The following is a 24,783-nucleotide window of genomic DNA, read 5'->3' as shown; positions in this document are numbered from 1 at the left end:
AATATAACCCTTAATCACCCTTGTTACTTATACCAAGCTCTAAAATAAGCTCAACTTCTCCAATAGATAATTTAGTAGCTCTAGAAATTTCTTCAGCGCTCCATCCTTGTCTCATTAATTTTATTACGGAGTTCCTAACAGTTTCATTATTAAGACCAACATTATCTTGATATTTAGAATCTGTTTTGACAAGAATGCCAAGAGTTTTTATTCTCTCTTCTGCTGCAATATTTAAATTCTCTAGCCTTGTCTCAGACTTAACTACCTTCTCTCTCATAGTTAAAGTATTTTTAAGCCTATTTTCAATATCTAAGAGTATTTCCTTTAAATTTTGAGCATTAATTAAAACTTCTTCTGATAACCCTTTGTTTAATAAGAGATTTGAAACAACATTTTCCATATCCTTGAGATTGTTCTGAAACTTAGCGCTCTCTTTACTTAAAGTATTAAATCTTTTCTCCACCTCATTTATTAAATCAAAGTTTCTATCAACAGACTCTATGGTACTCTTTAATATACTCTCCTTGTTGCTAATTCTTTCATAATTATCAAGAATAATTCTCTGCTCGTCAGCTATCTCTTTTATTTTGGCTTTATAAATTTGCATTTCATCATAAGATTCGATTAAACTCTTATATCTACCATCAAATGAAGAGTAAAATTCAAAAAATCTATTCAAATCACTCTTAATAGCTTTAATAGATTCCTGTTCTAACTTTAACTCATTAAAAGTTTCAATAATACCTAATGTTTCTTTTTGAATACTATAAAACTCTTTGTTAACGTTTTCAAAATTATTTTTATATTCATGAGCAATATCCATCTCATTTTTTAAAGTTTCCCATAATTTTTCCAACTTGTCCTTAAGAGAATAAGCCTCTAAAAATATCAAATTATTTTTTTCAAGCTCAGCATCTAGTTTTTTAAAATTCTCAATTTGAAAATTTATTTTATTATAACTATCTTCAAATTCTTCTCTCAAATCAGATTTATATTCAACCAAATTGTCTTTAATGTCACTAACAAATTTATTAAACTTAACATCACAATTTAATATTTTAGACTCAAGTTCTAAAATATTAGTATCAACTTCTTTCAATAACTCTTTATGATTTTTCTTGAATTCAATTTCAAATTTATCAATTTGTTCTTGTAAGTTATTCTTTATAGTTTCAATCTCCAACGTTGAATGTTTTAAACTTTTTTTAAGCTCATCCTCAAATAAACCAAAATCTGATTTTATAGACTTAGAAAAAGAATTATATTCATTCTCAATTGATACCTCAATATTAGTCCTGTATAAGCTAATTTTTTCAGAAAACTCTGAAATATTTTTATGCATTAATTCAATTTGACCTTCAAAACTTTCTTTATCATTAGAAATTACATCAACCATTTCCTGCCTTACTTTATCAAGATTAGAAGATAAGATTGTAAATTCATGCTCTAATTTTTGATTAAGCTCAAAAATTCTATCTTCAAGATTCTTTTGCTGAGTCAAAAATTTCACTTCTGCTTGAATCAAGATGTCTTCGGTTTTCTTATTAACCCTTTCATCTATCTTTTCTACTTTAAAATCAACAAATTTTTCAAGATCTAAAACTTTAAGATTTAATGCTTCACCAATATTTTTAAAATCAAGATGAACTGACTGTCCAATTTTTTTAGCCTCGTTTTGCAAATTGCCAAAAATCTCTTCAGCCTTAATCTCAAAATCATCTTTAAAAGATTCTAAACCAAGTTTAACATTAAGAATATCATTCTCAAATGATCTAATCCCAAGTTCAGCAAGATTTATTCTCTTCTCTATTGCACTATAAGATTTTTCTTGCCAATTTTTTACATCATCTTTAATATTTAAAAACCAAGAATCAATAATATTTTGCTTATCATTTACAAAATTAACAAATTCGTCTACTCTCCTGGTAATATTGGTTTCAATTAAAGCTATTTCGCTCTCCATATCTTTTTTTTTAGAAGAAAATTCTTTAGTAAAATCTAAATAAAAATTTTCTTTATCATTTTTCATTTTTTGTTCAATATCTAAGTGAAAACTTTGAATAAGTTCTGTTTTGTTTTCCAAATTTTTAGACAAATCATATTCTAAATTTTGAATTTTATCATTATATGAAGCAACAAAGTTTTCCAAAGAATATTTAAGCTCTTCGCCTCTAATTTTCAAATCTTTAAAAAAATCTTCTTCTAATAGCTTAAGATGAGACGAAACATTGTGATAAGACTCTTCTTTTAATCTAATAACATCCTTTTCAATATTATTTAAATCAGATTCGAGATTTTTAAGATTTTTTAATTGAGATTCAAGTTCAAAAATCATCTCTTTATTTGAATTTTTAAACTCTTCACTTAAAGTTGTAATATAAGAATTTGATCTCTCTAAAAACTCATCGTACATATCAGCATACTGTTTCTCAAGGCTATCATATTGACTTAAAGCTAAATTATCAATGGCTTTGATTTTGTTGTCAATTTTGCTCTCCAAATTTAATTGACCTTCATTGCACCTTTCTTCAAGTTCAATATACTTAAGATTAAAATCATTAGCTATTTTATCAATACATCCATTCACCTTATCATTCAAATTTTTCTCTATGCTATCAAAAGTATTCTCAATCGATTGTAAAGAATCAATTCTCTTATGAATTTCATTTTCATACTTTACAATGTCATCATCAATTAAAGTGTTTACCTTTTTTATACAAACCTCAAAATGATTTTTTATATTCTCTTCAACATTTGCCTTAATCTCTCCAAATTGAGAATTTATAACACTGTAACAATCTTGGATTTTATCTCGCAATTCTTTTTCAAACTCTAAAATATCTTTTGATCTTCGCTCTATTATCTCAAAATTATGATCCATTTCAGAAATCTTAATCTGCAAATTTTCATCATTATTTGTAAGTGTCTTATAGATTTCATCTCTAATTTTTGAAATAGCTCCCTCACTTTCAATTAAAAACGTAGAATATCTCTCTTCAAAATTACTCTCAATAAGTTTAAATCTTTCCTTATAAAGATCATTTAAAAACTCAGACTTACTCTCAATATTATTTTTAAGATCATTTGTTATCTCCCCAAATCTCTCTTTTGCTTGCATAATATCATTATCAATCATTCTCCTATAATCAATTGCTTCCTCTAATCTGGATTTATAATACTGCTCAATCTCTTTAACAAACTCACTAATTTTAGCCTCTCCATCATCTGTTAGATCTTTAACTTTTAATTCAAATTTTTCAACTTGATATTTTGATACATCAAAAGATTCTTTAAGTTTTTGAAGATTTTCATCCATACCTCTGCTAAGACTATCTATTCTATCTGTTAATCTTCTATTTAGATTTTCAATCTCATGCATTATTTCATTTTCAAGTTTACTAGAAATCTTTTCTGAATAACCTCTATAATTAGATATTACCTCATTATATTTTCCATTAATTTCTTTGTTTATATCATTAAACTTCACACTAAGAGAATCAAGAGTAATGTCTATATTGGCCTGAAAAGAAGCAATATCAGTTCTTTTATCCTGCAAAAGACTATCAACCTCTTTAACAAATTCCTCTGAATTATTTAAAACTACAGCAAACTTTTTTGACAAATTTTCCTCAAGGTCTCTAGTCTCTTTATTAAAATGGTTCATTATATCCTGCAAAAGCTCATCAGAATATATAGAGCCTTGATTTCTAAACTCATCTATTTTCTCAAGATAATAACTCTCAAGACTTTCTATGGAAAATTTAAGCTCTTTAATTTTTGTAGTCACCTCAGAATCTATTAAATCCAGATCTACTTTACCCGAAGACAATAAATTTTCAATTTTAACAGTTATTTCGTTTAATTTACCCTGCCAATCACTAAGCTTGCTGTCTACTTCATTATTAATTGAATCTTTCCTATTTAAAATATCTTTAGAAATTCTATCTAAAAATTCATCAATTTGCTTTTGATTGTCTGATTTTATATCAGAGACAATTTGTAGTTTTGATTCAATAAATTCATTAAGATCGGATTTAAAATTATTTAAAATATCTTCTGATTCAATCTTAAAATCTTTTAATTTATAATCACACTCTTCAATTTTACTTATAACAAAATTGTTCTTATCATCAAATTTTTTATTCAAATCCTCAAGCATAAATACACTTTTATCTTTAATTATTTCGGTTTGCCTATTAATAAATTCTTTAATTTCTAATATAGCCCCATCACTTTGTGAATATGACATATCCTTTAATTCTTTATATTTTTCTATCACCAAACTCTCAATATCGCCTGTTTTTAACAAAACATATTCCATTCTATCATTAACATCTTTTTCTAAATTTTCTATTTTTAAAGTAGCAGAGGAAAGTAGCTCTTCACTAGAGATCTTAATATCAAGTAACGATTTATTTAAAGCAATAAGCTCATCTTTCCAACTACCATGCATATCAATAGCTTTTTTTTGAATATGATCTGAAAGATCATTAAAAACATTCTCACTAAGCTCTATTCCTTTGTCTTTTTGAATTTGAATTAAACTTAAAAATTCTTCATTTGTTTTATTTATTTGAGATTCAATGTTTTTTAAATTAGAATCCATTTCACCTTGCCAATTTAAATATTGAAGTTTACTTTCTTCTAGCTGACGAACAAAAATATTTACCTCATCGTAATAACGATCCTTAAACTCTAATATATTTTTTCCAATTTCATCTTTAATGTTATTTAAACTAGTATTAAAATCTTGCTTTAAAATTTCTTGGTTTTTTTCAAAAAAATTCCAAAAAGATCCAATTTCATTTTCTAATTTTTCGTTTAAATCTTGAAATTCTTGATAATTATTAACCGCTTCTTGAGAGAGTCTGTCAAATTTTTCACCATAAATTAAAGAAAACTCATCCATTTCTGCTGTCAATTTATCTGTAAAGCCTTTATATTTAGATTCCATTTGATCTTTAAATTTAGAGCTGCTAGAATCCAAAGATTCAAAAAGAGTCTTGTACTTGGCATTTATATTATCACTTAAATTTGAATAATTATTATTAAGCCTGCCATCAATTTCTTCAAAATTAAAAATCAAATTATCATTAAGCTTAACAAGTTTGTCTTGAATATTAGAATCAACATCTAAAAGTTGAGATTCTAATTGCATTTTAAGTTGATTAATATCACTTTTAAAACTTTCACTAAATACTTCAATATCTGAGCCAAACTTATTTTTAAATTCAAGATACATTCCATTAGAATCATCTTCAAGCCTCTTCATTAAATCAACAGCACCTACCTGAACACTTTCCATTTTAGAATTCAAATCTAATAAACTAAGCTCTACTCTTTCTCTAATATTCTTATCAACTTGACTTATTTTATTTTCATAATCCTCATAAATATTTTTAAGATTCAACTCAAGTTGAGATCTAAATTTATCAAAAACATTATCAACCTGCTCCTCATACTTTCCCATCTCTATTCGTATTAACTCTTCAAGTGAATTAATCCTTGAATAAACATTGTCCTTGAAAGAAGAACTCATAGAAGAAATTTCATCGTCCACCAAAATTAATTTACCCTCAAGTTTATCTTGAATTTCCTTAGAACGATCATCAACGTATGTAAAAATATCCTTAAATTTATTTTGCAATTCTTCATTAAGTCTATTTAAAATAAAATCTTCTTTCTCATTAATTTTATTTTTTACACTTTCCATAATAAGTTCTATAGAATCTTCTATTAATTTATATTTATTTTCATAAAAACTAAAAGAACTTTCTATCTCTTTGTTATATTTGCTAATATTAAATTCAACTTTTTCAAGAAAATTGTTAAATTCTAAATCTAATTTCTCGTTTCCCTTAACTAAAATATCCTTTTTTCTCTCTTCAATATTTGTCAAATCTTTTGAATAAAAATCAATCTCTTTATTCAAATTATCCATTTTTAAAACAAGATCCTTAATATTAATATCAAACTTTTCCCAACTAGCAATTTTAATAGATTCGAGATTTTCTTTATTGGTCTTGTCAAATTTTTCTAACACTGAATTCAAATTTGATTCAACCGAATCAATCTGAGTATTAAATCCTTTTAAAGTTTTTGAAAGTTTATCTACTATTTTCCCATCAACTTGCAATCTTTGTATATTCTCTTGAACTTTAAAGGTCATTTCATCAAGATCCTTAAGCATAGAATCATGATAAGCTATCTTTTTTTCAACCTCTGCAAAATCATTGCTTTTGTTTTTAATCTTTTGCTGAACTTCGTCAATCTTTTTTATTATTTCTATACTAGATCTTTGATAAGCTTCCATATCAACAGCAAGATCATTAATTTCTTTTGTTTTATCTTCAATAAAATCTTCAAGATTAACCTTTGCAAGATCAATGAACTTTTTAATTTTATCTAACGCTCTAGAACGTTTATCATATTGCCTATAGACAAACAAAACTATTGAAACCACGAAAAGGTTAACTAAAATAGTTGCAAAATCTATCATAAAATATTTTACCCATATTCTATATATTCAAACGTATATATTCTCTTAAGTCTTTATAATTATAAAAAATAAAATCAATAATCCTTTTGGAATTTATATTCTTTTTTGAAAAAAAAGCTGCTTTCATTGAAACATTTTTAGCACCCAAAATGTCATATTCATAAGAATTCCCTACATACAAAATATTATTACTACTTAAATTCAAATCCTCAATAATTTTTAAAAAAGGTGTTCTATGTGGTTTTAGATATCCAGTATCTTCTGAAGAATAAAGAATATCCCAAAAACTGTCTTGAATTCCCAATAAATTTTTGACACGACCTAAAATAGGAAAGTCCGACATTACACCCAATTTTATTCCCTTAAATTTAAGCCAATAAATTAAATCTTGAACCCCAGGATATGGTTTTAGCTTCTTAAACTTATCACTAAAATTTTGACTGTAATATATTTTATTTAATAAAAAAGCACAACGTTTCTCATCAAGATTTAAATGCTCAGAAAGCATTTTAACCTGAAGAGAAAATAATTCATCCCTATTTGAAGGCGAAAATTGATTGTTTTGTAAAACTCGTATTTTTTTTCTAACCTGTTTAAAAGCTAAAAAAAACTTGACATTAGTAAAAAATTCAAAAAACATTAATTTATTTCTATCCACCTCGGGATACAAGGTGCCATCTAAATCAAATATTACAGCTTTAATCATGATGCTTGATTATTTGCCTTTATAGGTATAGGTACTATCGATAAATTTTCAGGAACCTTAACTCTAACTAAATGAATATAAGATTTTGGATATCTTTTTTGAAGAGACTTAATTGAAGTCTCGGCATTAACCTCATTAACAGAAACTCTAAAAACCCTGTTTTCATCAAGAAATGGAAGAAACGAAACAACATGTTTATGAAGCACCATATTTGATAAATTGCCAACACCCGTGCTAATAGATCCAAAATAAATATATCCAGGCTCATCTAAGGCCAAACTATATAATAAAAACTCTAAATTTTCAATTTTATAGCCACGATTGTCAATATAATCAAAAAACTTAATATTATTAACATCATTTTCTTTAACTTTAGATAAATTTAAATCCACATCAATATTATTTATCCTATAGGCAATATTACGAATCCAATCAAGACCAAAAAAGGGATCCTTATTAAATTCATGACTTTTAGTAAAAACACTACCTCTAACACCAATATGTTTAAGCTTAAGATCATCAATTTTTAAAAGTCGTCCCGTCATTGATTTATAAATCGAATCTGCTACCCATTTAACAAATCCCGAACAATTAAACCCAACAGCATCTTTTTGCAATAACCCAGTTTTTATATGTACCATTTTGCCATGCTCATCCATTGCGCCATCAACAACCTCGGCAATAGGAAAAGATGCAAGAGCCTTTCTTAAACTAATTACCATATTAGAAATATTTTTATAAATATCAAAATATTCAGGAATAAAATACCTAAAATCAATAACCTTAGAAATATAATTTATTATATTTCTAAGAGAAATTACTGCAATGTCTTCAATCTTAAAAGGCAATCTAACGTCTTTATAAATTAAAGTATTTACTAAATAAAAATCAGCACTAGAAGAAAATTTTGCAGACTTTATTCTAATAAATGTATCGCCTCTGTTTATAAAAAATATTTTTATCTGCTCAATACCGTTTTTGCCCACTTTAATTACATAAGACCCTGGAAAAATATAGTCCACATTCTTTTTTTTATTAAAAAAAGAATAGTAAACATACCCAGAAGAAACTGCACTTGAAACTTCAATGTAATAATTTTCTGTAATAAAATGCTTTATTGGACTTATTTTTTTTTGCACATAGCTTGAATTAAAATATTTTGAATACTTAGCCCTTATATCAAAATCATAAAAAAAACTCTCAAGCGCAAAAAGATTTAGACTCTTCATTATTAAGAACAAAAATATATATTTCACTTTAAATCTCTTATTTTCTCCCTCAATTCTACTAAAATTGGAATGTTTTTATATCCAATTTTACGCAAATTATTTACTAAATAATTATAGTAAGAATTTGGGAAATTCTTTACTTTATTTGCAAAAAGAATAAACTTGACAGGATTAACACTAACCTGTGTAATGTATTTTATTTTATGAGAAATATTTAAATGATAATCTTTGATCCACAAATTTAACATTCTATTTAAATCTGGGGTACTGGTTTTAAATTCAAGCTGATCTTTTAACTTCAAAGCTTCTTTAAAAAGAGAATTCAGGCCTATCTTTTTATGAACAGAAATTCTAAATATAGGAGCAAAATTTAAAATAGGAAAAAAAAATTTCACACGACTCTTTAAGGCTTCAAAATAACCTTTAGATTCTCCCACAAGATCCCACTTACTAAACACAATAATAATTCCTTTCCCCTTTTTAGCAACATAGTGGGCAATCTTTTTATCCTGAGAAGTCAATTCTTCTTTAACATCAATCAATAAAAAAACAATATCCACCATGTCGATTACTTTTAATGCCCGATTAACAGAATAATATTCAACAATTTCATTTACTCTTGCCCTTCGCCTTATCCCAGCTGTATCAATAATCTCAAAAACTTTCCCATTACTAGTGAACTTAGTTTTAATAAAATCTCTAGTAGTACCGGGTTGATCTGAAACAATTGAAATTTCATTTCCAGATAAATAATTAATAAGAGTAGATTTACCTGAATTGGGTTTACCTATAATCCCAACCTTAATATCAACTTCATCCTCAACATTAGTCTTACCAACTTCTAACTTTAAAAAATCTCTAAGCTTGGTAATACCTCGGCAATGAACTGCACTAACCAGAAAATAGCGCTTGAACCCCAAATTATGAAATTCATGAGCTAAAATTTCCTTATCTTTAGTATCTACTTTGTTTAAAACCAAAATTACCTTACTACTATATTTCCTAAGTTTTTCAATAATTTGATAATCTTCAGGTAAAATTTCATTAACATCTAAAACCAATAAAATTAAATTAACTTTTTCTAAAGAGCTTAAAACCTTTTGCACAACAATTTTGCTAATCTCATCTCTTAAGATAGTAAACCCACCAGTATCAATTAATTTAAAACTAAAAGATCCAACCTTGCAAACCTCTTCAACTAAATCTCTAGTAACACCGTAAGTACTCTCAGTAATACTTCTTTTTGTATCTAAAATTCGATTAAATAAAGCAGATTTCCCAACATTTGGTCTACCAACAATAAGAACCTTTTTATAACTAAGCAAAGAAAAAACACCTCTTTATTTATTCCGATATTTCCATTATAATATCAAATATTAATATTTATGCCAATTGCACATGAGTGTTTATATTGAAAAGAAAAAAAAGTTCAAACTCAAACAAATCAGATATGCTTTTAATTTTGATTGCTATTATTTTAACAATAATTAGTGCACTATTAATAGTCAAAAATTCGCTTATTATGCATATTTTTAAGGAAAAAAATAATGAGAACGATTTATTTGAATCAAGCCAAACACAAGGCAATAAGTTAATTGAAGCTAAAAAAACCACCAATAAAAATACAAATATAAAAATACTCAAAAATGAAAGTTTTTTAATCCAACCACCAGAAATAAAAAAACTTGAAGAAGAACTCAAGCAAAACCAAAGAAATAACAACCTTAAAAACAAAAAATTTATTAAACTTTATTTTATAAAAGTCACCCCAGAAGGATATTTTTTAAGACAAACTATAAAAAGAGCTATTTATTACGATAAAAATATTCTTGAAGAAACACTAAAATCTTTAATTAAAGGGCCAAATGAATATGAGCTGAAAAATAATTTTTTAAGCTTAATCCCTATAAAAACTAAACTGTTAAACTTAACCCTAAGCGAAGGAATTGCCAAAATAAACTTATCTAAAGAATTTTATGAAAATAGTTTTGGAATTGAAGGAATAATTAATCAAATCGCTCAAATAATTTTAACATGTCTTGAAATTAAAGGCATTACTGGAATAATTTTAACAATAGAAAATAATCCGATAATACTTGAAGAATTAAACTTAAATTTCTCAGGAATATTAAATAAAAAAACTTTGGACAAATATTAAAATTCAATATTTCGAAGCAATTGCATAGAATTTGCAATATTGAAAACACTTGATCTAGCAACTAAAAACATAAATTCTTGATTACCTTTTTTACCTTTGGTTTTTAACTTCAATATATTTTTAACTTGTAATTTATTTTTATAAAACTTTTCAATTACATTTTGCAAAATTATCTTCAAATACTTTTCATTCACAATACCATTAAAATTTTCTATATCCAAATTTAAGCTCTTAAACTCAAACTGGGGCTTGATCAAAACTATAATAAAATTATCAGAAAGTTTGTCTATTAAATTTACACATATACTTATTGATGATCTGAAAGAAACATCAACAACAGCAAAATTAGGCACAATTTTAAATTCTGTAACATCAAAAATATTAGTTCTCTCTAAAACTTTAACTCTTGGATCAATTCTTAATTTATAAGAAAGTTGATTAATGCCCACATCAATTGAATAAACAAAATTGGCACCACACTGTAGCAGACAATCAGTAAAACCACCAGTTGAAGAACCAACATCAACACAAATTTTATTTTTAACTTCGATCTCAAAATCCTTTAGAGCTTCTAAAAGCTTGTAACCTCCCCTTGATACAAATATTTGACAAGTATTCTCAACCAAATCTATCTTACTTGTTTTGTTTATTAACATTTTAGGATTTTTTTCTTTATGAGAATTTACATATACATTGCCAGTTAAAATCAAAACCATTAATTCTTTTCGTGTTTTTTCTGGATACCTTTTACAAAGTATATTTAATAAATTATTTTTGAATTCTTTCAATTTTTAAAGCACGACCTGTCTTTAAATTAGAAGTAATAATAACTCCTTGTAAAATTGTGTCATCTTCGACAACCTCAGCTCTTAAAGGAGTATATTCAAGCAAGCCTTTAAGAGAAATATAGGGATTAAATCCTATTACAGAATTTAATCCCCCTGTCATTCCAACATCACTAATATAAGCTGTACCTTTTGATAATATTCTTTCATCTTTAGTCATAATATGAGTATGAGTGCCAACCACGCCTGTTACAAAACCATTTAAAAAATATCCAAAACTTTCTTTTTCATAATTACTCTCAGCATGAAAATCTACAAAAATGGTTTTAACCTTATTACTTAACATATTAACCAATTTTTTTGCATTATCAAAAGGATTCTTAACAATAAAATTCATATTTAAAACCCCTTGAACATTAATCACAGCAACTTTTTCATCTTTAATAGTTAAAAAACAATAACCATGCCCATCTAACAAATCTGAAAAATTATTTGGCCTTAAAATATACATTTGCTTATTTAGGTAGTCATTTATCTTGTAATTAGAATACACATGATTACCAGTAGTAATAACATTAACACCCGATCTAAAAAGATTATTTGCTATTTCTGGAGTTATTCCAAAGCCATTTGAAGAATTTTCTCCATTAGCAATTACCAAATCTATTCTATATTTGTTTTTAATATTTTTAAGATTAAAAAAAACTTTTTTTAATCCACTCTCGCCTATTATATCCCCAATTATCAAAGTCTTAATAGTGCTATCTTGCATATTCAATAACTCTGGTTTCTCGAATAATTGTAACTTTAATTTTTCCAGGATATCTCATTTCAGTTTCTATTTTTTTAGCAATATCTCTTGCAAGTAAAATTGATTTTTCATCATTAACCAAGGCATTGTCAACAATAATTCTAACTTCACGACCAGCTTGAATCGCATAACATTTTTGAACACCTTCAAAACTATAAGCAATGTCTTCAAGTCTCTTAAGTCTATTTATATAGTTATTTAAACTTTCTCGCCTTGCTCCAGGACGAGATGCCGAGATGGCATCTGCTATTTGAACAACAATAGCCTCAAGACTCTCAGGTTTCACTTCATTATGATGCGCAGCAATAGCATTAACAACAATTTCGCTCTCTCCACAACTTTGAGCAAGCTCAGCACCAGTAATGGCATGTCCCTCGCTATTATCAGAAATACTTTCCATCCCTTTACCAATATCATGCAAAAGACATGCTCTTTTTACAACAATAGGATCTAATTTCATCTCTTTAGCTAAAATTTCCCCTATTATAGCCGTTTCTTTAGAATGACTTAAAACATTTTGTCCATAACTACTTCTAAAATAAAGCCTTCCTAGACCCCTAATAAGTCTTTTATCAAGCCCATGTATATTAAGATCAAAAACTACTTTCTCGCCTTCTTCTTGAATAATGTTATTTATTTCATTGGTAACATTATAGACAACTTCTTCAATCCTAGCGGGATGAATTCTACCATCTGTAACAAGTCTTTCTAAAGTTCTTTTAGCAAGCTCTTTTCTTATTGGATCAAAGCAGGATATAACAACAGCTTCAGGAGTATCATCAATAATGATATCGGCTCCTATTAAAGTCTCAAGAGCTCTAATATTGCGCCCCTCTTTACCTATAATCCTACCTTTCATCTCATCATTAGGCAATTCAACAGAAGCTACTGTAAATTCCGAGCTTACCTCTGTAACAATACGCTGCATAGTAGATACTAAAATATCTTTTGCGACTTTATCTGCTAATAACTGAGCTTCCTGTTCGCTTTTATTAATAATAATTTGAGCATCTCTTTTAGATTCATGCTCAACCTTTTCAATTACAATTTTTCTTGCATCTTCTCTTGTCAGACCAGAAATATTTTCTAATCTTTTAACAAGATCGGCCTCTTTTTCTCTTATTAATTTTTCTTTTTGTTCAAATTCTTTAATTTTAAAATCAACTCTAGACTGCTGTTTATCAAGAGCAGATATTCTCTTATCTAAGGTTTCTTCTCTTTGTAATAATCTTTTTTCTAGATTAACAATCTCATTTTTACGATCTCTTATATCCCTATCTTGCTGGTTTTTTTCTTTAAGCATTTGAGATTTTGCATTAGCAATAATTTGCCTTCTTTCATTTTCTATCTCTAATTGTGATTCTACCCTTACTTTTGTCAGATTTTTTTCTAAATCTAATAAAGACAATCTACCTAAAAAAACTCTTACTAAAAATCCTAATATAAAGCCAGCAAAAATAGAAGAAAAAATAATATATATCATATCATTTAACTCCTATGCTGTTTAAAAGCAATTTAACTTTAATCTTTAAAACAGTGTGCTAAAATTATTAATTATTCAACTTTTAAAGGCTTTTCAACTAATTCTAGGATAGCCATTTCAGCCGCATCTCCATATCTTTTCCCTAATTTAATTATCCTAGTATACCCACCACTCCTTTGTCTAAAAACAGGAGAAATTTTGGTAAACAGCTTATTCAAAATATACTTATCATGTATAAATTTTGACAATTCTCGCCTATTATGCACAGTATCAACTTTTGCCTTTGTAATTAATTTTTCAGCAAATTTTTTAACTTCAAACAATTTTGCCTTAGTAGAAGAAATTTTTTCATGTTTTAAAAAAGAAATTACCATGTTTTTTAAAAGCGCTCTCCTATGACTAGATTTCCTACTTAACCTATTAAAACCCAATTTTGTTTTCATGAAACAACCTAAACTCTCCTTTTATTCAGATATTTTAACATTCTTATTCAACACAGATAAAGCATCTTCTTTAGACATTCCTAAAAACAATCGATAAGAACCAAGTTTTTCGATTATCTCTTCTAAACTTTTTTTTCCAAAATTTCTTGCCTTAGAAAGCTCTTCCGCATTTTTACTAATAAGTTCCCCTAAAGTTCTAACATTTTCTTTGGCTAAACAATTTAAAGATCTGACTGACAAATCCAATTTTTCAATACTCATATCAAGCAAGTTATAACTTTCTGATTTTGATTTTTCAAAAGATATATTAACATTGTCTTCAAAATCTACAAGAGGGAACAAAAACTCTCTTACTATTGATGCAGCCTTTTTTATAGCATCTTTAGCAGAAATAACACCTGTAGTCCAAATTTCCATTACAAGCTTGTCATAATCTGACCTTTGACCAACCCTAGTATCTTCTACAGAATATGAAACTTTCTCTATAGGCGAAAATATAGAATCTAAAGCAATAACATTAACTTCTTCTAAATACTTGGAATTTTGCTCAGAAGAAACATAGCCCCTACCATAATTAATTTGAAATTCAAAATCTAAATTCGCATCATGTGACAAATTAGCTATAACTAAATCTTTATTAAAAACTTCAACCCCATCTCTTTCAAAATGAGAAGCTTTCAAAACACTAGTATCCTTGCCACTAATACTAAAGCTTATTGTCTTTCTTTGCTCTCCTTCTCCAAGTTTCAAATGGATATTTTTAATATTAGCAATGACCTCAAGAGTATCTTCAGAAACTCCAGGAATCAAATCAAATTCACTTGAAACAATCTTTGACGAAGAATCTTTATTGTTAGACTGAACTCTCATAGCAGTAATCGCATACCCTTCAATAGAAGAAAGTAATACACGCCTTAAAGTATTACCTATAGTAACCCCAAAACCTCTTTCAAAAGGATATATCGTAAATTTACCATAAGACCCATCATCTTGGCTTTTCAAAAACTCAATTTTTTCAGGTATAGTGAAATCTTTCAAAAATTTTTCCACAGGCATTCATAACTCCTTCTAGCTAAACTCGTCTGGTTTTTTTCGGTCTGCATCCATTATGAGGAATAGGGGTAATATCTGAAATTGATTTTACAGTCATTCCAGTCGAACCAATAGCTCTTATTGCAGATTCTCTACCAATACCTGGCCCTTTTATATACACATGAACATAATTAATTCCAAAATCTCTCACTTTATTTAAAGCAGATTCTGCTGTTATTTGGGCAGCATATGGAGTAGACTTTTTTGCTCCTTTAAAACCCATTCCACCAGCACTTGCCCAAGCTAAAGCATTTCCCTTTATGTCAGATACAGTAACTATGGTATTATTAAAAGTAGCTTGTATGTAAACGTTTCCTTCTCCGATATTTCTTTTAATTTTTTTTTTACTATTAGTTGATAATTTTGCGCTCAACTTGCCCTCCAAATCTTAAAAACTATTTTATTTGCTAGCTATTTTCTTATTAGCTACAGTCTTTCTTTTTCCTTTTCTAGTTCTTGCATTCGTTTTAGTTCTCTGTCCCCTCAAAGGCAATCCTTTTCTATGTCTAACACCCCTATAACATGCTATATCCATAAGTCTTTTAATAGACATAGCAACCTCACTTCTAAGTTTTCCTTCTACAACATAATCACTCTCAATTACCTTCCTAAGTCGATTAACCTCATCATTATCTAAATCTTTAGCAATTTTACTTGGAGAAATATTTGATCTATTACAAACTTCCAAAGCCCTTGTTCTACCTATACCATAAATAGAAGTAAGCGCTATTTTTAATTGTTTATTATTTGGTAAATCTATTCCCGATATTCTAGCCATCTTATTTCCTCTAATTTTTACTTTTGTCTTTGTTTGTGCTTTAAATTATCACAAATAATTCTTAATACACCTTTTCTTTTAATGACTTTACATTTTTCACAAATTGGCTTTACACTTGCCCTAACTTTCATAGTCAAACACTCCTAAATTTTTTGCAAAAATGCATAATTCTTTTTATTTCTATGAGAAAATCCCTGGGTTTTCAAATAAGCATCAATATGAATTAACGTATCAAGTGCAACTCCTACCATAATAAGCAAAGAAGACCCTCCCATTATCTTAGAAACATCATACGGAAATCTAAAAATATTTTGCACTAAAAATGGAATAATTGCAATAATTGACAAAAAAATAGATCCCGAAAATAAAGTTTTATTCATAATTTCATCTAAATATTTTTCCATCTCATCAGACTTTATCCCAGGAATAGTTCCTCCATTCTTACGAATATTATTACTTATATCTTTAGGGCTTAACTGAATTTTAGAATAAAAATACGTAAATCCGATTATCAAAATTACATTCAAAAAAGTATAATAAAACCCGTTAGGCCTTAAATAAGATAAAACTTGTCTGGCTATAGAAGAAGTTTCTGCGAAACCACTTAAAATTTGTAATGGCAAAGTAATTAAAACAGAAGCAAAAATAACGGGTAAAACACCTGATGGATTTAGCTTGATTGGCAAATAGGAGCTAACCGTACTATTAGAATTTGCCCTAGCATAATGAATAGCAATTCGCATTTGAGCCTTATATTCATATATAATTAAGATAACAACTACAATAAATATGCTTATAACAAGTATCACAAAAACAGGATTAACATTTTGAGAAGGATCCTGCATACTTTGAAATAAGTTAAACAAAGCTGCTTGCAGTCTAACCACTATGCCGGAAAAAATTATCAAAGATGTTCCATTGCCCACACCTCTTTGATTAATCTGCTCTCCAAACCACAAAAGAATAAATGTTCCCGTAGTAACTGTTAAAATAGCAATAAATATATATCTATAAAAGGGAATGGTAACGGCACCCGGAATACCCTTAGCATAAAGACTTGTTGCATATCCTTGAACTACAGCTGCAACTATTGTTAAATATTTTGTATATTTTTTAGTCTTTTGTCTCCCGCCATCACCTTCTTGCATTTTTTTCAAAGAAGGAAAAGAATAAACAAGGAGCTGGACAATAATGGATGCTGAAATATAAGGCCCTATACTAAGCATAAAGATAGAAAAATTACTAAAAGCTCCGCCTGAAAAAAAATCAAAATAATTCGCAATTGAAAAATCTGATTGCGACTTGAAATAACTTTTAAGCGCTACAGAATCTATTCCTGGTATCGGCAAGTACGAACCAACTCTAAAAAGAAAAAGAATAAATAAAGTAAACAAGAACTTATTTCTTAAATCCTTAACAGTAAATAAATTTAAAAACAATTCTTTCATTTTTGTTCCACTTTAAACTAATTTAATAGTACCACCAATTTTCATCACAAGGCTTTCGGCCGATTTAGAAATTTTAGAAACCTCTAAGGAAACTTTTTTTGTAAGATTGCCATTAAACAAAATTTTAATTTTTTTATTTTTTTTTCTTATAAGTTTATTCTCAAGCAAAGTATCATAGTTGACCACTTGTCCATCCTTAAATTTTTTATCTATATCTCCAAGATTAACAATTGTATATTCCAATTTATAATCATTATTAGAGAAACCTTTCCTTGGCAATCTTCTATAAAGAGGGGTCTGACCACCTTCAAATCCAAGTCTTGGCGAAGTATTTCTTGCTTTTTGACCCTTTTGACCTCTCCCAGAAGTTTTACCAAGTCCTGAGCCCGGACCTCTGCCAACAATTTTACGTCGCTTGCTAGCTCCTTTAGGCTTTAATAAGTTAAACATTGCTTACCTCTCTTAATAAAATCATATTAATAGTCTCATTAAGCATGCCTTTAATAGATTCATTTAAAAAATGTACTTTTTTATCGCCTATTTTATTTAAACCTAATGCCTTTAAAACTTTGACCTTTTTATTTAATTTTCCAATAAGACTTCTTACAAGAAAAACTTGCACATTAATATTGTTTTTAGAAATAATTTCCCTATTCTTTTCCATTCTTCTAATAAAACATTTATTTTTAGCTCTAGACCTTGAAGCGTTAAACCTAGCTTTTTTTAGTTGTATTCTTAATTTCCTTTTAATCATATATTAACCCCATAAAGTTTTAAAAGTTTTTCCCCGCATCTCTGCCACTTTTTCAGCATTTAAAACTAAATCAAATGCCTTAAAAGTTGCCTTTACTACATTCATAGAATTATTAGAACCAAGAGATTTACTTAAAATATCATGCACTCCTAAAGCCTCCATTACAGCACGAACAGGGCCTCCCGCAATAACACCAGTACCATGAGTAGCTGGCTTGATCAAAACTTTAGCTTTTTTAAAACAACCAATAACCTCATGTGGTAATGTTCCTTTTCGAATAGGAACAAATCTTAAATTTTTTCTCGCACTTGTTAAACTTTTTTTTATTGCATCGCTAGCATCATTAGCTTTGCCAAAACCCCAACCAACATGTCCTTCCCCATCTCCAACAACCATGAAAGCAGCAAAAGAGAATCTTCTTCCACCCTTAACAACTTTAGTAACTCTGTTGAGTGATATTAATTTTTCTATCTGCTTCCTCTGAACCTGAACATCTACCATAAATACACTCCCTTAAATATTAATACCAAACTCCCTCAAAGAAGTTGCAAAACTTGCAATAAGTCCGTGATATTTATAACCATTTCTGTCAAAAATAAGATTATTTATATTTTTTTCCTTAAGCCTTTTAGCAAGAATTTCTCCAAGTTTTTTCACATCATCAATATTTTTGCTTAAATTAAGACCTTTTTCAATAGTAGAAATACTTGCAACAGTATGCCCCTTACTATCATCTATAACTTGTGCATAAAAATACCTATTAGATTTAAATACGGTAATTCGTGGCCTGTTAATTACCCCACGCCCTATTTTGCTCTTTATTCTTTTTTTACGCCTAAGTTTTCTCTGTTCTGATTCTTTTATTTTTTTCATAACTATTAACCCAAAATTTATTTTTTTACACCAGATTTTCCAACTTTTCTTCTAATAACTTCATTATCATACTTAATGCCCTTTCCTTTATATGGCTCTGGCTTTTTTAAACTTCTAATTTCAGCAGCAACCTGACCAACCTTAAACTTATCTATTCCTTCAACAGAAATTTTAGTATTACCGTCAAGCTTTACACTAATACCATCTGGAATGACATATTCAAACTGAGTTGAATAACCAAGGCTTAAAAAAAGGCTATTGCCTTGTTGCTCTGCCCTATATCCTATGCCATTTATAGTAAGAGACTTAGAAAATCCTTCAGTTACTCCTTTTACCATATTAAAAATCAAACTTCTATAAAGACCGTGGTAAGCTTTTGCTTTTTTATCATTAAAAACTCGATCAACAATAACACTACCATTCTCGACTTTAACTTTAATACTGTCTTTTATATCTTGAACTAATCTTCCCCTAATACCTTCAACTATTACCAAATTATCTTTAACATCAATCTTAACAGTATCTGGAATTTTTATTGGAAGTCTTCCAATACGTGACATATATCCCCCTATTAAATTACCAAACTGAGCAAATCAACTCACCACCGATTTTTTTATCTTTAGCTTCCTTACCGGTAATAACACCTTGAGAAGAAGATATAATTAATATTCCATATCCATTCTTTATTCTTGGCATATTTTTATATGAAGAATAAATTTTTCTACCGGGAGTGGAAATGGCATCTATTTTATTTATAACAGGATTCCTTTTGTTATCATACTTTAACAAAACCCTAATAAAAGCAATTCCTTCTTTTTCTAAAAAACTAAAATCCTTAATATAACCCTCTTCTTTAAGAATGTTTAATATTGATTTATTCATATTAGACATCTTTAAGTCTACAGACCCATGCTTAACTCTACTTGCATTTCTCAATTTAGTTAGCATGTCCCCTACTGAATGAGTAATCGCCATAAACTCCCCTTACCAACTTGCTTTTGAAACGCCAGGAATTAATCCTTCAGACGCATACTTTCTAAAACATATTCGACACATACAAAAATCTCTTAAATATCCTCTTGGACGACCACATAACTTACATCTATTATTCTGCCTTGTTTTATACTTAGGCTTTCTTAAAGCCCTAATAATCATTGATTTTTTAGCCATATACCTTATAAATCCCTTTAATTACTAAACGGCATTCCAAATTTCAAAAGCAAAGCTTTGCTTTCTTTATCATTTGAAGCTGTTGTCACAATTGTAATATTCAAACCAGATATTCTCTCTATTTTATCATAGTCTATCTCAGAAAATATTATTTGCTCCGTTATCCCAAAAGAATAATTTCCATTACCATCAAAAGCATCACCATTAATTCCCCTAAAATCCTTAACCCTTGGCAATGCTAAATGAATAAGCTTATATAAAAATTCATACATTACATTGCCCCTAAGTGTAACTTTAGCGCCTATTTCTTGCCCTTCTCTAATTTTAAACCCGGCTATTGCTTTTTTTGCTTTTGTTTTTACAGCTTTCTGACCAGTGATCTGAGCAAGCTCTAAAACCACAGAATCCAATAACTTCTTATTCCTAACAGCCTCACCAACACCTACAGAAATTACTATTTTTTCAAGCTTGGGAACTTGCATTATAGATTTATATTCAAATTCCTTAATAAGCTCTTTTATAACATTGTCTTTATAATATTTCTTCAATTCAGGAACATAATTCATAAACTCTATATCCTCTGTCCATTTTTTTTAAGATATCTTATTTTTTCATTATTTTCAAATCTAATACCTAATCTTGAAGAAGTTCCTTTGATATATATCATCACATTTGAAATATCTATAGCGGCCTCCTTATCTATTATTTTACCTTTTTCTTGAGGCGTCCTAGCTTTAATGACTTTCTTAACCATATTACAAGATTCAACAATAACTTTATTTTTTTTTCTATTTATACTAGCAATCTTACCTATTCTTCCCTTATCTTTTCCAGAAAGAATTTTTACGCTATCACCTATCTTCAACTTTGTCTTCACAAAACCCCCTTTTGCTATATCACCTCTGAAGCTAATGATACTACCTTCATAAAATTAGCATCTCTAAGTTCTCTTGCAACAGGCCCAAATACCCTTTTGCCTCTAGGGCTTAAATTAGCATCAAGTATCACACAAGCATTATCATCAAACCTAACATAAGTTCCGTTCTTACGTCTTACTTCTTTAGAAGTTCTGACAATTACAGCTTTATGCACATCTCCTTTTTTAACAGAAGAATTAGGAATTGCTTGTTTTACTACAATAGTTATTATATCTCCAATTTTGGCATAACGTCTTTTACTACCACCAAGCACTTTAATACATTGGGCTACCTTACCACCAGTATTATCAGCAATTGTTAAATAAGTTTGCATCTGAATCATAATCAATCTCCTATAGAAAAATCAAAACTATCTTAATTTTTCTAAAACCTCAACAAGAGCCCATCTTTTATCTTTACTAATAGGTCGAACCTCAATAATTTTTACCTTATCGCCAACCTTTGAAACTTCTTTGTCATCATGTGCTTTTACTTTCTTAGTAACCTTTAAATACTTATGATAGATTGGATGCATCTTTCTTTGAATAATTTCTACTACTATAGTCTTAGACATCTTGTCACTAACAACTTTACCAATTAATTCTTTTTTATTTTCTCTTGCCATATATATTTCTAAACCTTTCTAATACCTAATTCATATTCACAAATCATTGTATTAAGCCTTGCAATATCACGCCTAATCTCTCTTTTTTTTAAAGGATTTTCAACATGACCAACAACAGATTTAAATCTTAAATCTAAATATTCTTTCTTTAGTTCCAGCCTTTTGGCTTTCATGTCCTCAAGAGTAAAATTCTTAAAATTTTTCAACATAATTACCTCAAATCTCGCCTTACAACAAACATAGTTTTTACTGGAAGCTTAGAACTTGCAAGTGACATAGCCTCTTGAGCAAGTTCCTCCACAACTCCAGCCATTTCAAACATAACAGTGCCAAGCTTAACAGGAGCATTCCAATGATCAACACCCCCTTTGCCCTTACCCATCCTAGTTTCAGCTGGTTTTTTAGTATAAGGAATATCAGGAAATATTCTTATCCACACTCTTCCGCCTCTTTTTATTTTACGAGTCATTGCAATACGAGCAGCTTCAATTTGGCGAGCAGTAACAAAATTTGTCTCCAAAGAAACAAGTCCATATTCACCAAAAGAAATTTTATTACCCTTTTGAGCCTCTCCAGACAATCTTCCTCTCTGCTTTTTTCTATATTTAACCTTTTTTGGACTTAACATCTAATCATCCTCCAATATTCTGATCGTTAGAATCGACTCTTTCTTTAGAAAAAGGCGAACTAAGTTTATTTAAAAGACTTGCTTCGTCTTTAGACAATCCATCTTTTTTATTTAAACCCCTAGTTTGCTTTTCATTAGGCTTCTCTCTATTATTCAAAATTTTATCAAAATTTTTAACAGTCTCGCCTCTTTCCCTAAAAGGCTTTTTATTTATTACCTGACCAGCATCAGAATTGGTTTGTCTACCCAAAACTTCACCTTTAAATAACCAAACTTTAACTCCAATAATGCCATAAGTAGTTCGAGCCTCAGAAAATCCGTAATCTATATCAGCTCTAAGAGTATGTAAAGGAACCCGACCTTCCTTAACTTCAAAGCTTCTTGCAATCTCAGCCCCACCAAGTCTACCAGCAATCTTAATTTTTAGCCCTTGAGCGCCCTTTAACATAGAAGTAGAAAGAGCTGATTTTAGAACTTTCCTATAAGACACTCTATTTTCTACTTGTTTTGCAATCCCATTAGCAATAATTTGAGCATCAAGCTCTGGTCTTTTAACCTCTTTGATCTTAATACTAATCTTTTTAGAAATTTTTTTAGTTAACAATTGACCAATCTTTTCAAGATTAGAACCTTTAAGTCCTATCACAGAACCGGGCCTTGGAGTAACAATTACTACTGTTACTTTTTGAGGATTATTTCTAATTATTTCTATATCAGAAATATCAAACTTAATCCCTTTGAGAAACTTCATAATTTCTAATCTTATTAAAAAGTCTTCATGAAGAATTGTAGAATACAATTTTTTATCAAAATACCACTTTGATTTCCAATCCTTATTAATTTTTACCCTTAAGCTATATGGATGTACTTTTTGACCCATGCTTTATCCTTTAATATCCTTTTTTTCATCAACCTCAACAAAAATATGACAATTTCTATTAACAAGCCTATCAGCCCTGCCTCTAGCTCTAGGCCAAATCTTTTTACGACGACGTCCATCATCAACCATGACTATTTTAATAAATATCATGTCTTCGGAAAGATTTTTGTTGTGATACATTGCATTTGATGCTGCTGATTTAACAACTTTTTCTAAAAGCTTAGCTCCTTTATTAGGCATAGAACAAAGCACTGCAATAGCGTTAACATAAGATTTCCCTCGTATATTGTCGGCTATTGGCCTAACTTTTTTTGGAGAAGAGGGTAAATTTTTGCCCTTTGCTGTATATCTTCTATTTATCAACATAACTACTTTACTTCCTTCCCTTTTTGTCTGACTTAGCATGTCCTCTAAAAATCCTTGTAGGTGAAAACTCGCCAAGCTTATGCCCCACAAGATCCTCAGTAATATAAATAGGTATAAAAGTCTTTCCATTGTAAACAGATATAGTAAGACTTACCATTTCAGGAATTATTGTTGAAGATCTGGAATAGGTTTTAATAACAACTCTCTTCTCACTTCCAAAAGATGATAAAACTTTTTGATAAAGACTCTTTTCTATAAAGGGTCCCTTTTTAATAGATCTTGCCACTACACTTCTCCTACTTATTTCTTCTTTTAATAATAAATTTATCTGAATATCTCTTTTTCTTGCGAGTCTTATAGCCTTTAGTAGGCTGTCCCCAAGGAGACACGGGATGACGACCTCCAGAAGTTTTTCCTTCACCACCACCATGCGGATGGTCAACAGGATTCATAGCAACACCTCTAACCTTAGGTCTTCTACCAAGCCACCTACTTTTACCAGCTTTCCCTATAGAAACATTGACATAATCTTCATTTCCAATCTCACCAATTGTTGCAATGCATTTTTTAAAAATTAACCTCATTTCACCAGATGATAATTTTACAGTGACATAATTTCCGTCAGAAACAAGTATCATAGCATACCCACCAGCACTTCTTACAAGCTGCCCACCTTTTCCTACATTAAGCTCAATATTGTGAATGGTTCTCCCAATAGGAATGTTTTCAAGGGGTAAAGCATTACCAATTTTAATTGGGGCATTCGGACCACTTTCCAAAATATCTCCAACCTTAATGCCTTTTGGAGAAATAATATACCTTTTTTCTCCGTCTTTATAAACAAGCAAAGCTATATTAGCACTTCTATTTGGATCATATTCAACAGAAGCAACTCGAGCAGGAATGCTAAATTTATCTCTTCTATTAAAATCAATCAACCTATACTTTCTCTTATGCCCACCACCTCTTCTTCTAATAGTAATTCTACCAGAAGAATCTCTGCCTGATTTAAATTTTTTACCTTTTGTTAAAGATTTCAAAGGATCATTACCTTTGCTCAAATCATCAAAAGATAAAGTCGTCTTATAGCGCAAAGAAGAAGTTTTTGGCTTATAAGTCTTAATACCCATATTTATTT

General features: G+C 29.0%; 31 protein-coding genes. 1 reads left to right on the top strand and 30 read right to left on the bottom strand.

The features are described from left to right. Positions 1 to 10: 10 nt before the first annotated feature. From BVAVS116_RS02555 to der, 4 genes are read right to left on the bottom strand one after another with little or no spacing between them, the layout of a single operon-like run. Complete coding sequence (locus BVAVS116_RS02555) at positions 11 to 6,499, bottom strand: SpiroCoCo family coiled-coil protein (protein WP_006068710.1); 6,489 nt, start codon at positions 6,497 to 6,499, stop codon at positions 11 to 13. A gap of 19 nt (positions 6,500 to 6,518) precedes the next feature. Beyond that, entirely contained in the window at positions 6,519 to 7,205 is a 687-nt protein-coding gene (locus BVAVS116_RS02550) for an HAD family hydrolase (protein ID WP_006068562.1), read from the bottom strand. Continuing rightward, on the bottom strand, positions 7,202 to 8,461 hold the full coding sequence (locus BVAVS116_RS02545; protein WP_006068789.1) for a hypothetical protein: 1,260 nt from the start codon (positions 8,459 to 8,461) through the stop codon (positions 7,202 to 7,204). Before BVAVS116_RS02545 ends, BVAVS116_RS02550 begins: the two co-directional genes overlap by 4 nt. Then, positions 8,458 to 9,759, bottom strand: a complete 1,302-nt coding sequence (der, locus tag BVAVS116_RS02540; protein WP_006068413.1) for a ribosome biogenesis GTPase Der — start codon at positions 9,757 to 9,759, stop codon at positions 8,458 to 8,460. The genes BVAVS116_RS02545 and der overlap by 4 nt, the downstream gene beginning before the upstream one ends. Positions 9,760 to 9,845: 86 nt before the next feature. On the opposite strand from der, the gene BVAVS116_RS02535 reads away from it, so the two are divergent. Beyond that, entirely contained in the window at positions 9,846 to 10,592 is a 747-nt protein-coding gene (locus BVAVS116_RS02535) for a GerMN domain-containing protein (protein WP_006068650.1), read from the top strand. On the opposite strand, the gene BVAVS116_RS02530 is transcribed toward BVAVS116_RS02535, so the two are convergent. The 26 genes from BVAVS116_RS02530 to rplB all read right to left on the bottom strand — a co-directional run bounded on the left by BVAVS116_RS02530 (position 10,589) and on the right by rplB (position 24,775). Continuing rightward, a complete protein-coding gene (locus tag BVAVS116_RS02530) occupies positions 10,589 to 11,380 on the bottom strand; it encodes a TlyA family RNA methyltransferase (protein WP_006069000.1) in 792 nt (263 codons plus the stop codon). The two genes, BVAVS116_RS02535 and BVAVS116_RS02530, sit on opposite strands and share 4 nt — an antisense overlap. Continuing rightward, the gene (locus BVAVS116_RS02525; RefSeq protein WP_006068355.1) at positions 11,361 to 12,149 is read right to left on the bottom strand and encodes a TIGR00282 family metallophosphoesterase; all 789 of its coding nucleotides are present in this window, start codon (positions 12,147 to 12,149) and stop codon (positions 11,361 to 11,363) included. The genes BVAVS116_RS02530 and BVAVS116_RS02525 overlap by 20 nt, the downstream gene beginning before the upstream one ends. Next, the gene (rny, locus tag BVAVS116_RS02520; RefSeq protein ID WP_006068299.1) at positions 12,139 to 13,671 is read right to left on the bottom strand and encodes a ribonuclease Y; all 1,533 of its coding nucleotides are present in this window, start codon (positions 13,669 to 13,671) and stop codon (positions 12,139 to 12,141) included. Before rny ends, BVAVS116_RS02525 begins: the two co-directional genes overlap by 11 nt. Positions 13,672 to 13,742: 71 nt before the next feature. Beyond that, complete coding sequence (gene rplQ, locus BVAVS116_RS02515; protein WP_006068575.1) at positions 13,743 to 14,114, bottom strand: 50S ribosomal protein L17; 372 nt, start codon at positions 14,112 to 14,114, stop codon at positions 13,743 to 13,745. A 21-nt stretch (positions 14,115 to 14,135) separates the two neighbouring features. Next, a complete protein-coding gene (locus tag BVAVS116_RS02510; protein WP_006068464.1) occupies positions 14,136 to 15,170 on the bottom strand; it encodes a DNA-directed RNA polymerase subunit alpha in 1,035 nt (344 codons plus the stop codon). 16 nt (positions 15,171 to 15,186) lie between these two features. After that, positions 15,187 to 15,579 carry a 30S ribosomal protein S11 gene (rpsK, locus tag BVAVS116_RS02505; protein ID WP_006068548.1) on the bottom strand — a complete coding sequence of 131 codons (393 nt, stop codon included), beginning with the start codon at positions 15,577 to 15,579 and terminating at the stop codon, positions 15,187 to 15,189. Between the two features lie 27 nt (positions 15,580 to 15,606). Beyond that, complete coding sequence (gene rpsM / locus BVAVS116_RS02500; RefSeq protein ID WP_006068213.1) at positions 15,607 to 15,984, bottom strand: 30S ribosomal protein S13; 378 nt, start codon at positions 15,982 to 15,984, stop codon at positions 15,607 to 15,609. 17 nt (positions 15,985 to 16,001) lie between these two features. Beyond that, complete coding sequence (gene rpmJ / locus BVAVS116_RS02495; RefSeq protein WP_004790059.1) at positions 16,002 to 16,115, bottom strand: 50S ribosomal protein L36; 114 nt, start codon at positions 16,113 to 16,115, stop codon at positions 16,002 to 16,004. Between the two features lie 12 nt (positions 16,116 to 16,127). Then, positions 16,128 to 17,432, bottom strand: a complete 1,305-nt coding sequence (gene secY, locus BVAVS116_RS02490) for a preprotein translocase subunit SecY (RefSeq protein WP_006068527.1) — start codon at positions 17,430 to 17,432, stop codon at positions 16,128 to 16,130. 12 nt (positions 17,433 to 17,444) lie between these two features. Further along, positions 17,445 to 17,882 (bottom strand): 50S ribosomal protein L15, encoded by a 438-nt coding sequence (rplO, locus tag BVAVS116_RS02485; RefSeq protein WP_006068454.1) that lies wholly within the window; start codon positions 17,880 to 17,882, stop codon positions 17,445 to 17,447. After that, entirely contained in the window at positions 17,875 to 18,186 is a 312-nt protein-coding gene (gene rpmD, locus BVAVS116_RS02480) for a 50S ribosomal protein L30 (RefSeq protein ID WP_006068762.1), read from the bottom strand. Before rpmD ends, rplO begins: the two co-directional genes overlap by 8 nt. A 3-nt stretch (positions 18,187 to 18,189) precedes the next feature. After that, a complete protein-coding gene (gene rpsE / locus BVAVS116_RS02475) occupies positions 18,190 to 18,687 on the bottom strand; it encodes a 30S ribosomal protein S5 (RefSeq protein WP_006068646.1) in 498 nt (165 codons plus the stop codon). 12 nt (positions 18,688 to 18,699) lie between these two features. Continuing rightward, positions 18,700 to 19,059, bottom strand: coding sequence for a 50S ribosomal protein L18 (gene rplR / locus BVAVS116_RS02470; protein WP_006068935.1), 360 nt, complete (start codon positions 19,057 to 19,059; stop codon positions 18,700 to 18,702). Positions 19,060 to 19,076: 17 nt separating this feature from the next. Beyond that, positions 19,077 to 19,619, bottom strand: coding sequence for a 50S ribosomal protein L6 (gene rplF, locus BVAVS116_RS02465; RefSeq protein ID WP_006068212.1), 543 nt, complete (start codon positions 19,617 to 19,619; stop codon positions 19,077 to 19,079). 16 nt (positions 19,620 to 19,635) lie between these two features. Next, positions 19,636 to 20,034: a 30S ribosomal protein S8 gene (rpsH, locus tag BVAVS116_RS02460; RefSeq protein ID WP_006068307.1), complete on the bottom strand. Its 399-nt coding sequence runs from the start codon at positions 20,032 to 20,034 to the stop codon at positions 19,636 to 19,638. A gap of 9 nt (positions 20,035 to 20,043) precedes the next feature. Then, complete coding sequence (locus BVAVS116_RS02455; RefSeq protein WP_006068779.1) at positions 20,044 to 20,229, bottom strand: type Z 30S ribosomal protein S14; 186 nt, start codon at positions 20,227 to 20,229, stop codon at positions 20,044 to 20,046. A 17-nt stretch (positions 20,230 to 20,246) separates the two neighbouring features. After that, positions 20,247 to 20,795: a 50S ribosomal protein L5 gene (gene rplE, locus BVAVS116_RS02450; RefSeq protein ID WP_006068912.1), complete on the bottom strand. Its 549-nt coding sequence runs from the start codon at positions 20,793 to 20,795 to the stop codon at positions 20,247 to 20,249. A gap of 5 nt (positions 20,796 to 20,800) precedes the next feature. Continuing rightward, entirely contained in the window at positions 20,801 to 21,106 is a 306-nt protein-coding gene (gene rplX, locus BVAVS116_RS02445) for a 50S ribosomal protein L24 (protein ID WP_006068615.1), read from the bottom strand. Positions 21,107 to 21,120: 14 nt separating this feature from the next. Beyond that, entirely contained in the window at positions 21,121 to 21,489 is a 369-nt protein-coding gene (gene rplN, locus BVAVS116_RS02440) for a 50S ribosomal protein L14 (protein ID WP_002655934.1), read from the bottom strand. 27 nt (positions 21,490 to 21,516) lie between these two features. Continuing rightward, positions 21,517 to 21,771: a 30S ribosomal protein S17 gene (rpsQ, locus tag BVAVS116_RS02435; RefSeq protein ID WP_006068960.1), complete on the bottom strand. Its 255-nt coding sequence runs from the start codon at positions 21,769 to 21,771 to the stop codon at positions 21,517 to 21,519. 8 nt (positions 21,772 to 21,779) lie between these two features. Then, positions 21,780 to 21,980 (bottom strand): 50S ribosomal protein L29, encoded by a 201-nt coding sequence (rpmC, locus tag BVAVS116_RS02430; protein ID WP_002557077.1) that lies wholly within the window; start codon positions 21,978 to 21,980, stop codon positions 21,780 to 21,782. A gap of 2 nt (positions 21,981 to 21,982) precedes the next feature. Further along, positions 21,983 to 22,399, bottom strand: coding sequence for a 50S ribosomal protein L16 (gene rplP, locus BVAVS116_RS02425; protein ID WP_006068222.1), 417 nt, complete (start codon positions 22,397 to 22,399; stop codon positions 21,983 to 21,985). 4 nt (positions 22,400 to 22,403) lie between these two features. After that, entirely contained in the window at positions 22,404 to 23,279 is an 876-nt protein-coding gene (gene rpsC / locus BVAVS116_RS02420; protein ID WP_006068474.1) for a 30S ribosomal protein S3, read from the bottom strand. A gap of 3 nt (positions 23,280 to 23,282) precedes the next feature. Next, positions 23,283 to 23,645, bottom strand: coding sequence for a 50S ribosomal protein L22 (gene rplV, locus BVAVS116_RS02415; protein ID WP_006068599.1), 363 nt, complete (start codon positions 23,643 to 23,645; stop codon positions 23,283 to 23,285). Between the two features lie 7 nt (positions 23,646 to 23,652). Continuing rightward, complete coding sequence (gene rpsS, locus BVAVS116_RS02410) at positions 23,653 to 23,931, bottom strand: 30S ribosomal protein S19 (protein ID WP_002557073.1); 279 nt, start codon at positions 23,929 to 23,931, stop codon at positions 23,653 to 23,655. Between the two features lie 10 nt (positions 23,932 to 23,941). Further along, positions 23,942 to 24,775 carry a 50S ribosomal protein L2 gene (gene rplB / locus BVAVS116_RS02405; RefSeq protein ID WP_006068567.1) on the bottom strand — a complete coding sequence of 278 codons (834 nt, stop codon included), beginning with the start codon at positions 24,773 to 24,775 and terminating at the stop codon, positions 23,942 to 23,944. Between the last annotated feature and the right edge of the window lie 8 nt (positions 24,776 to 24,783).

It is taken from the genome of Borreliella valaisiana VS116 (assembly GCF_000170955.2).
Taxonomy (GTDB): domain Bacteria; phylum Spirochaetota; class Spirochaetia; order Borreliales; family Borreliaceae; genus Borreliella; species Borreliella valaisiana.
This window is presented reverse-complemented; position numbering and strand designations above follow the sequence as displayed.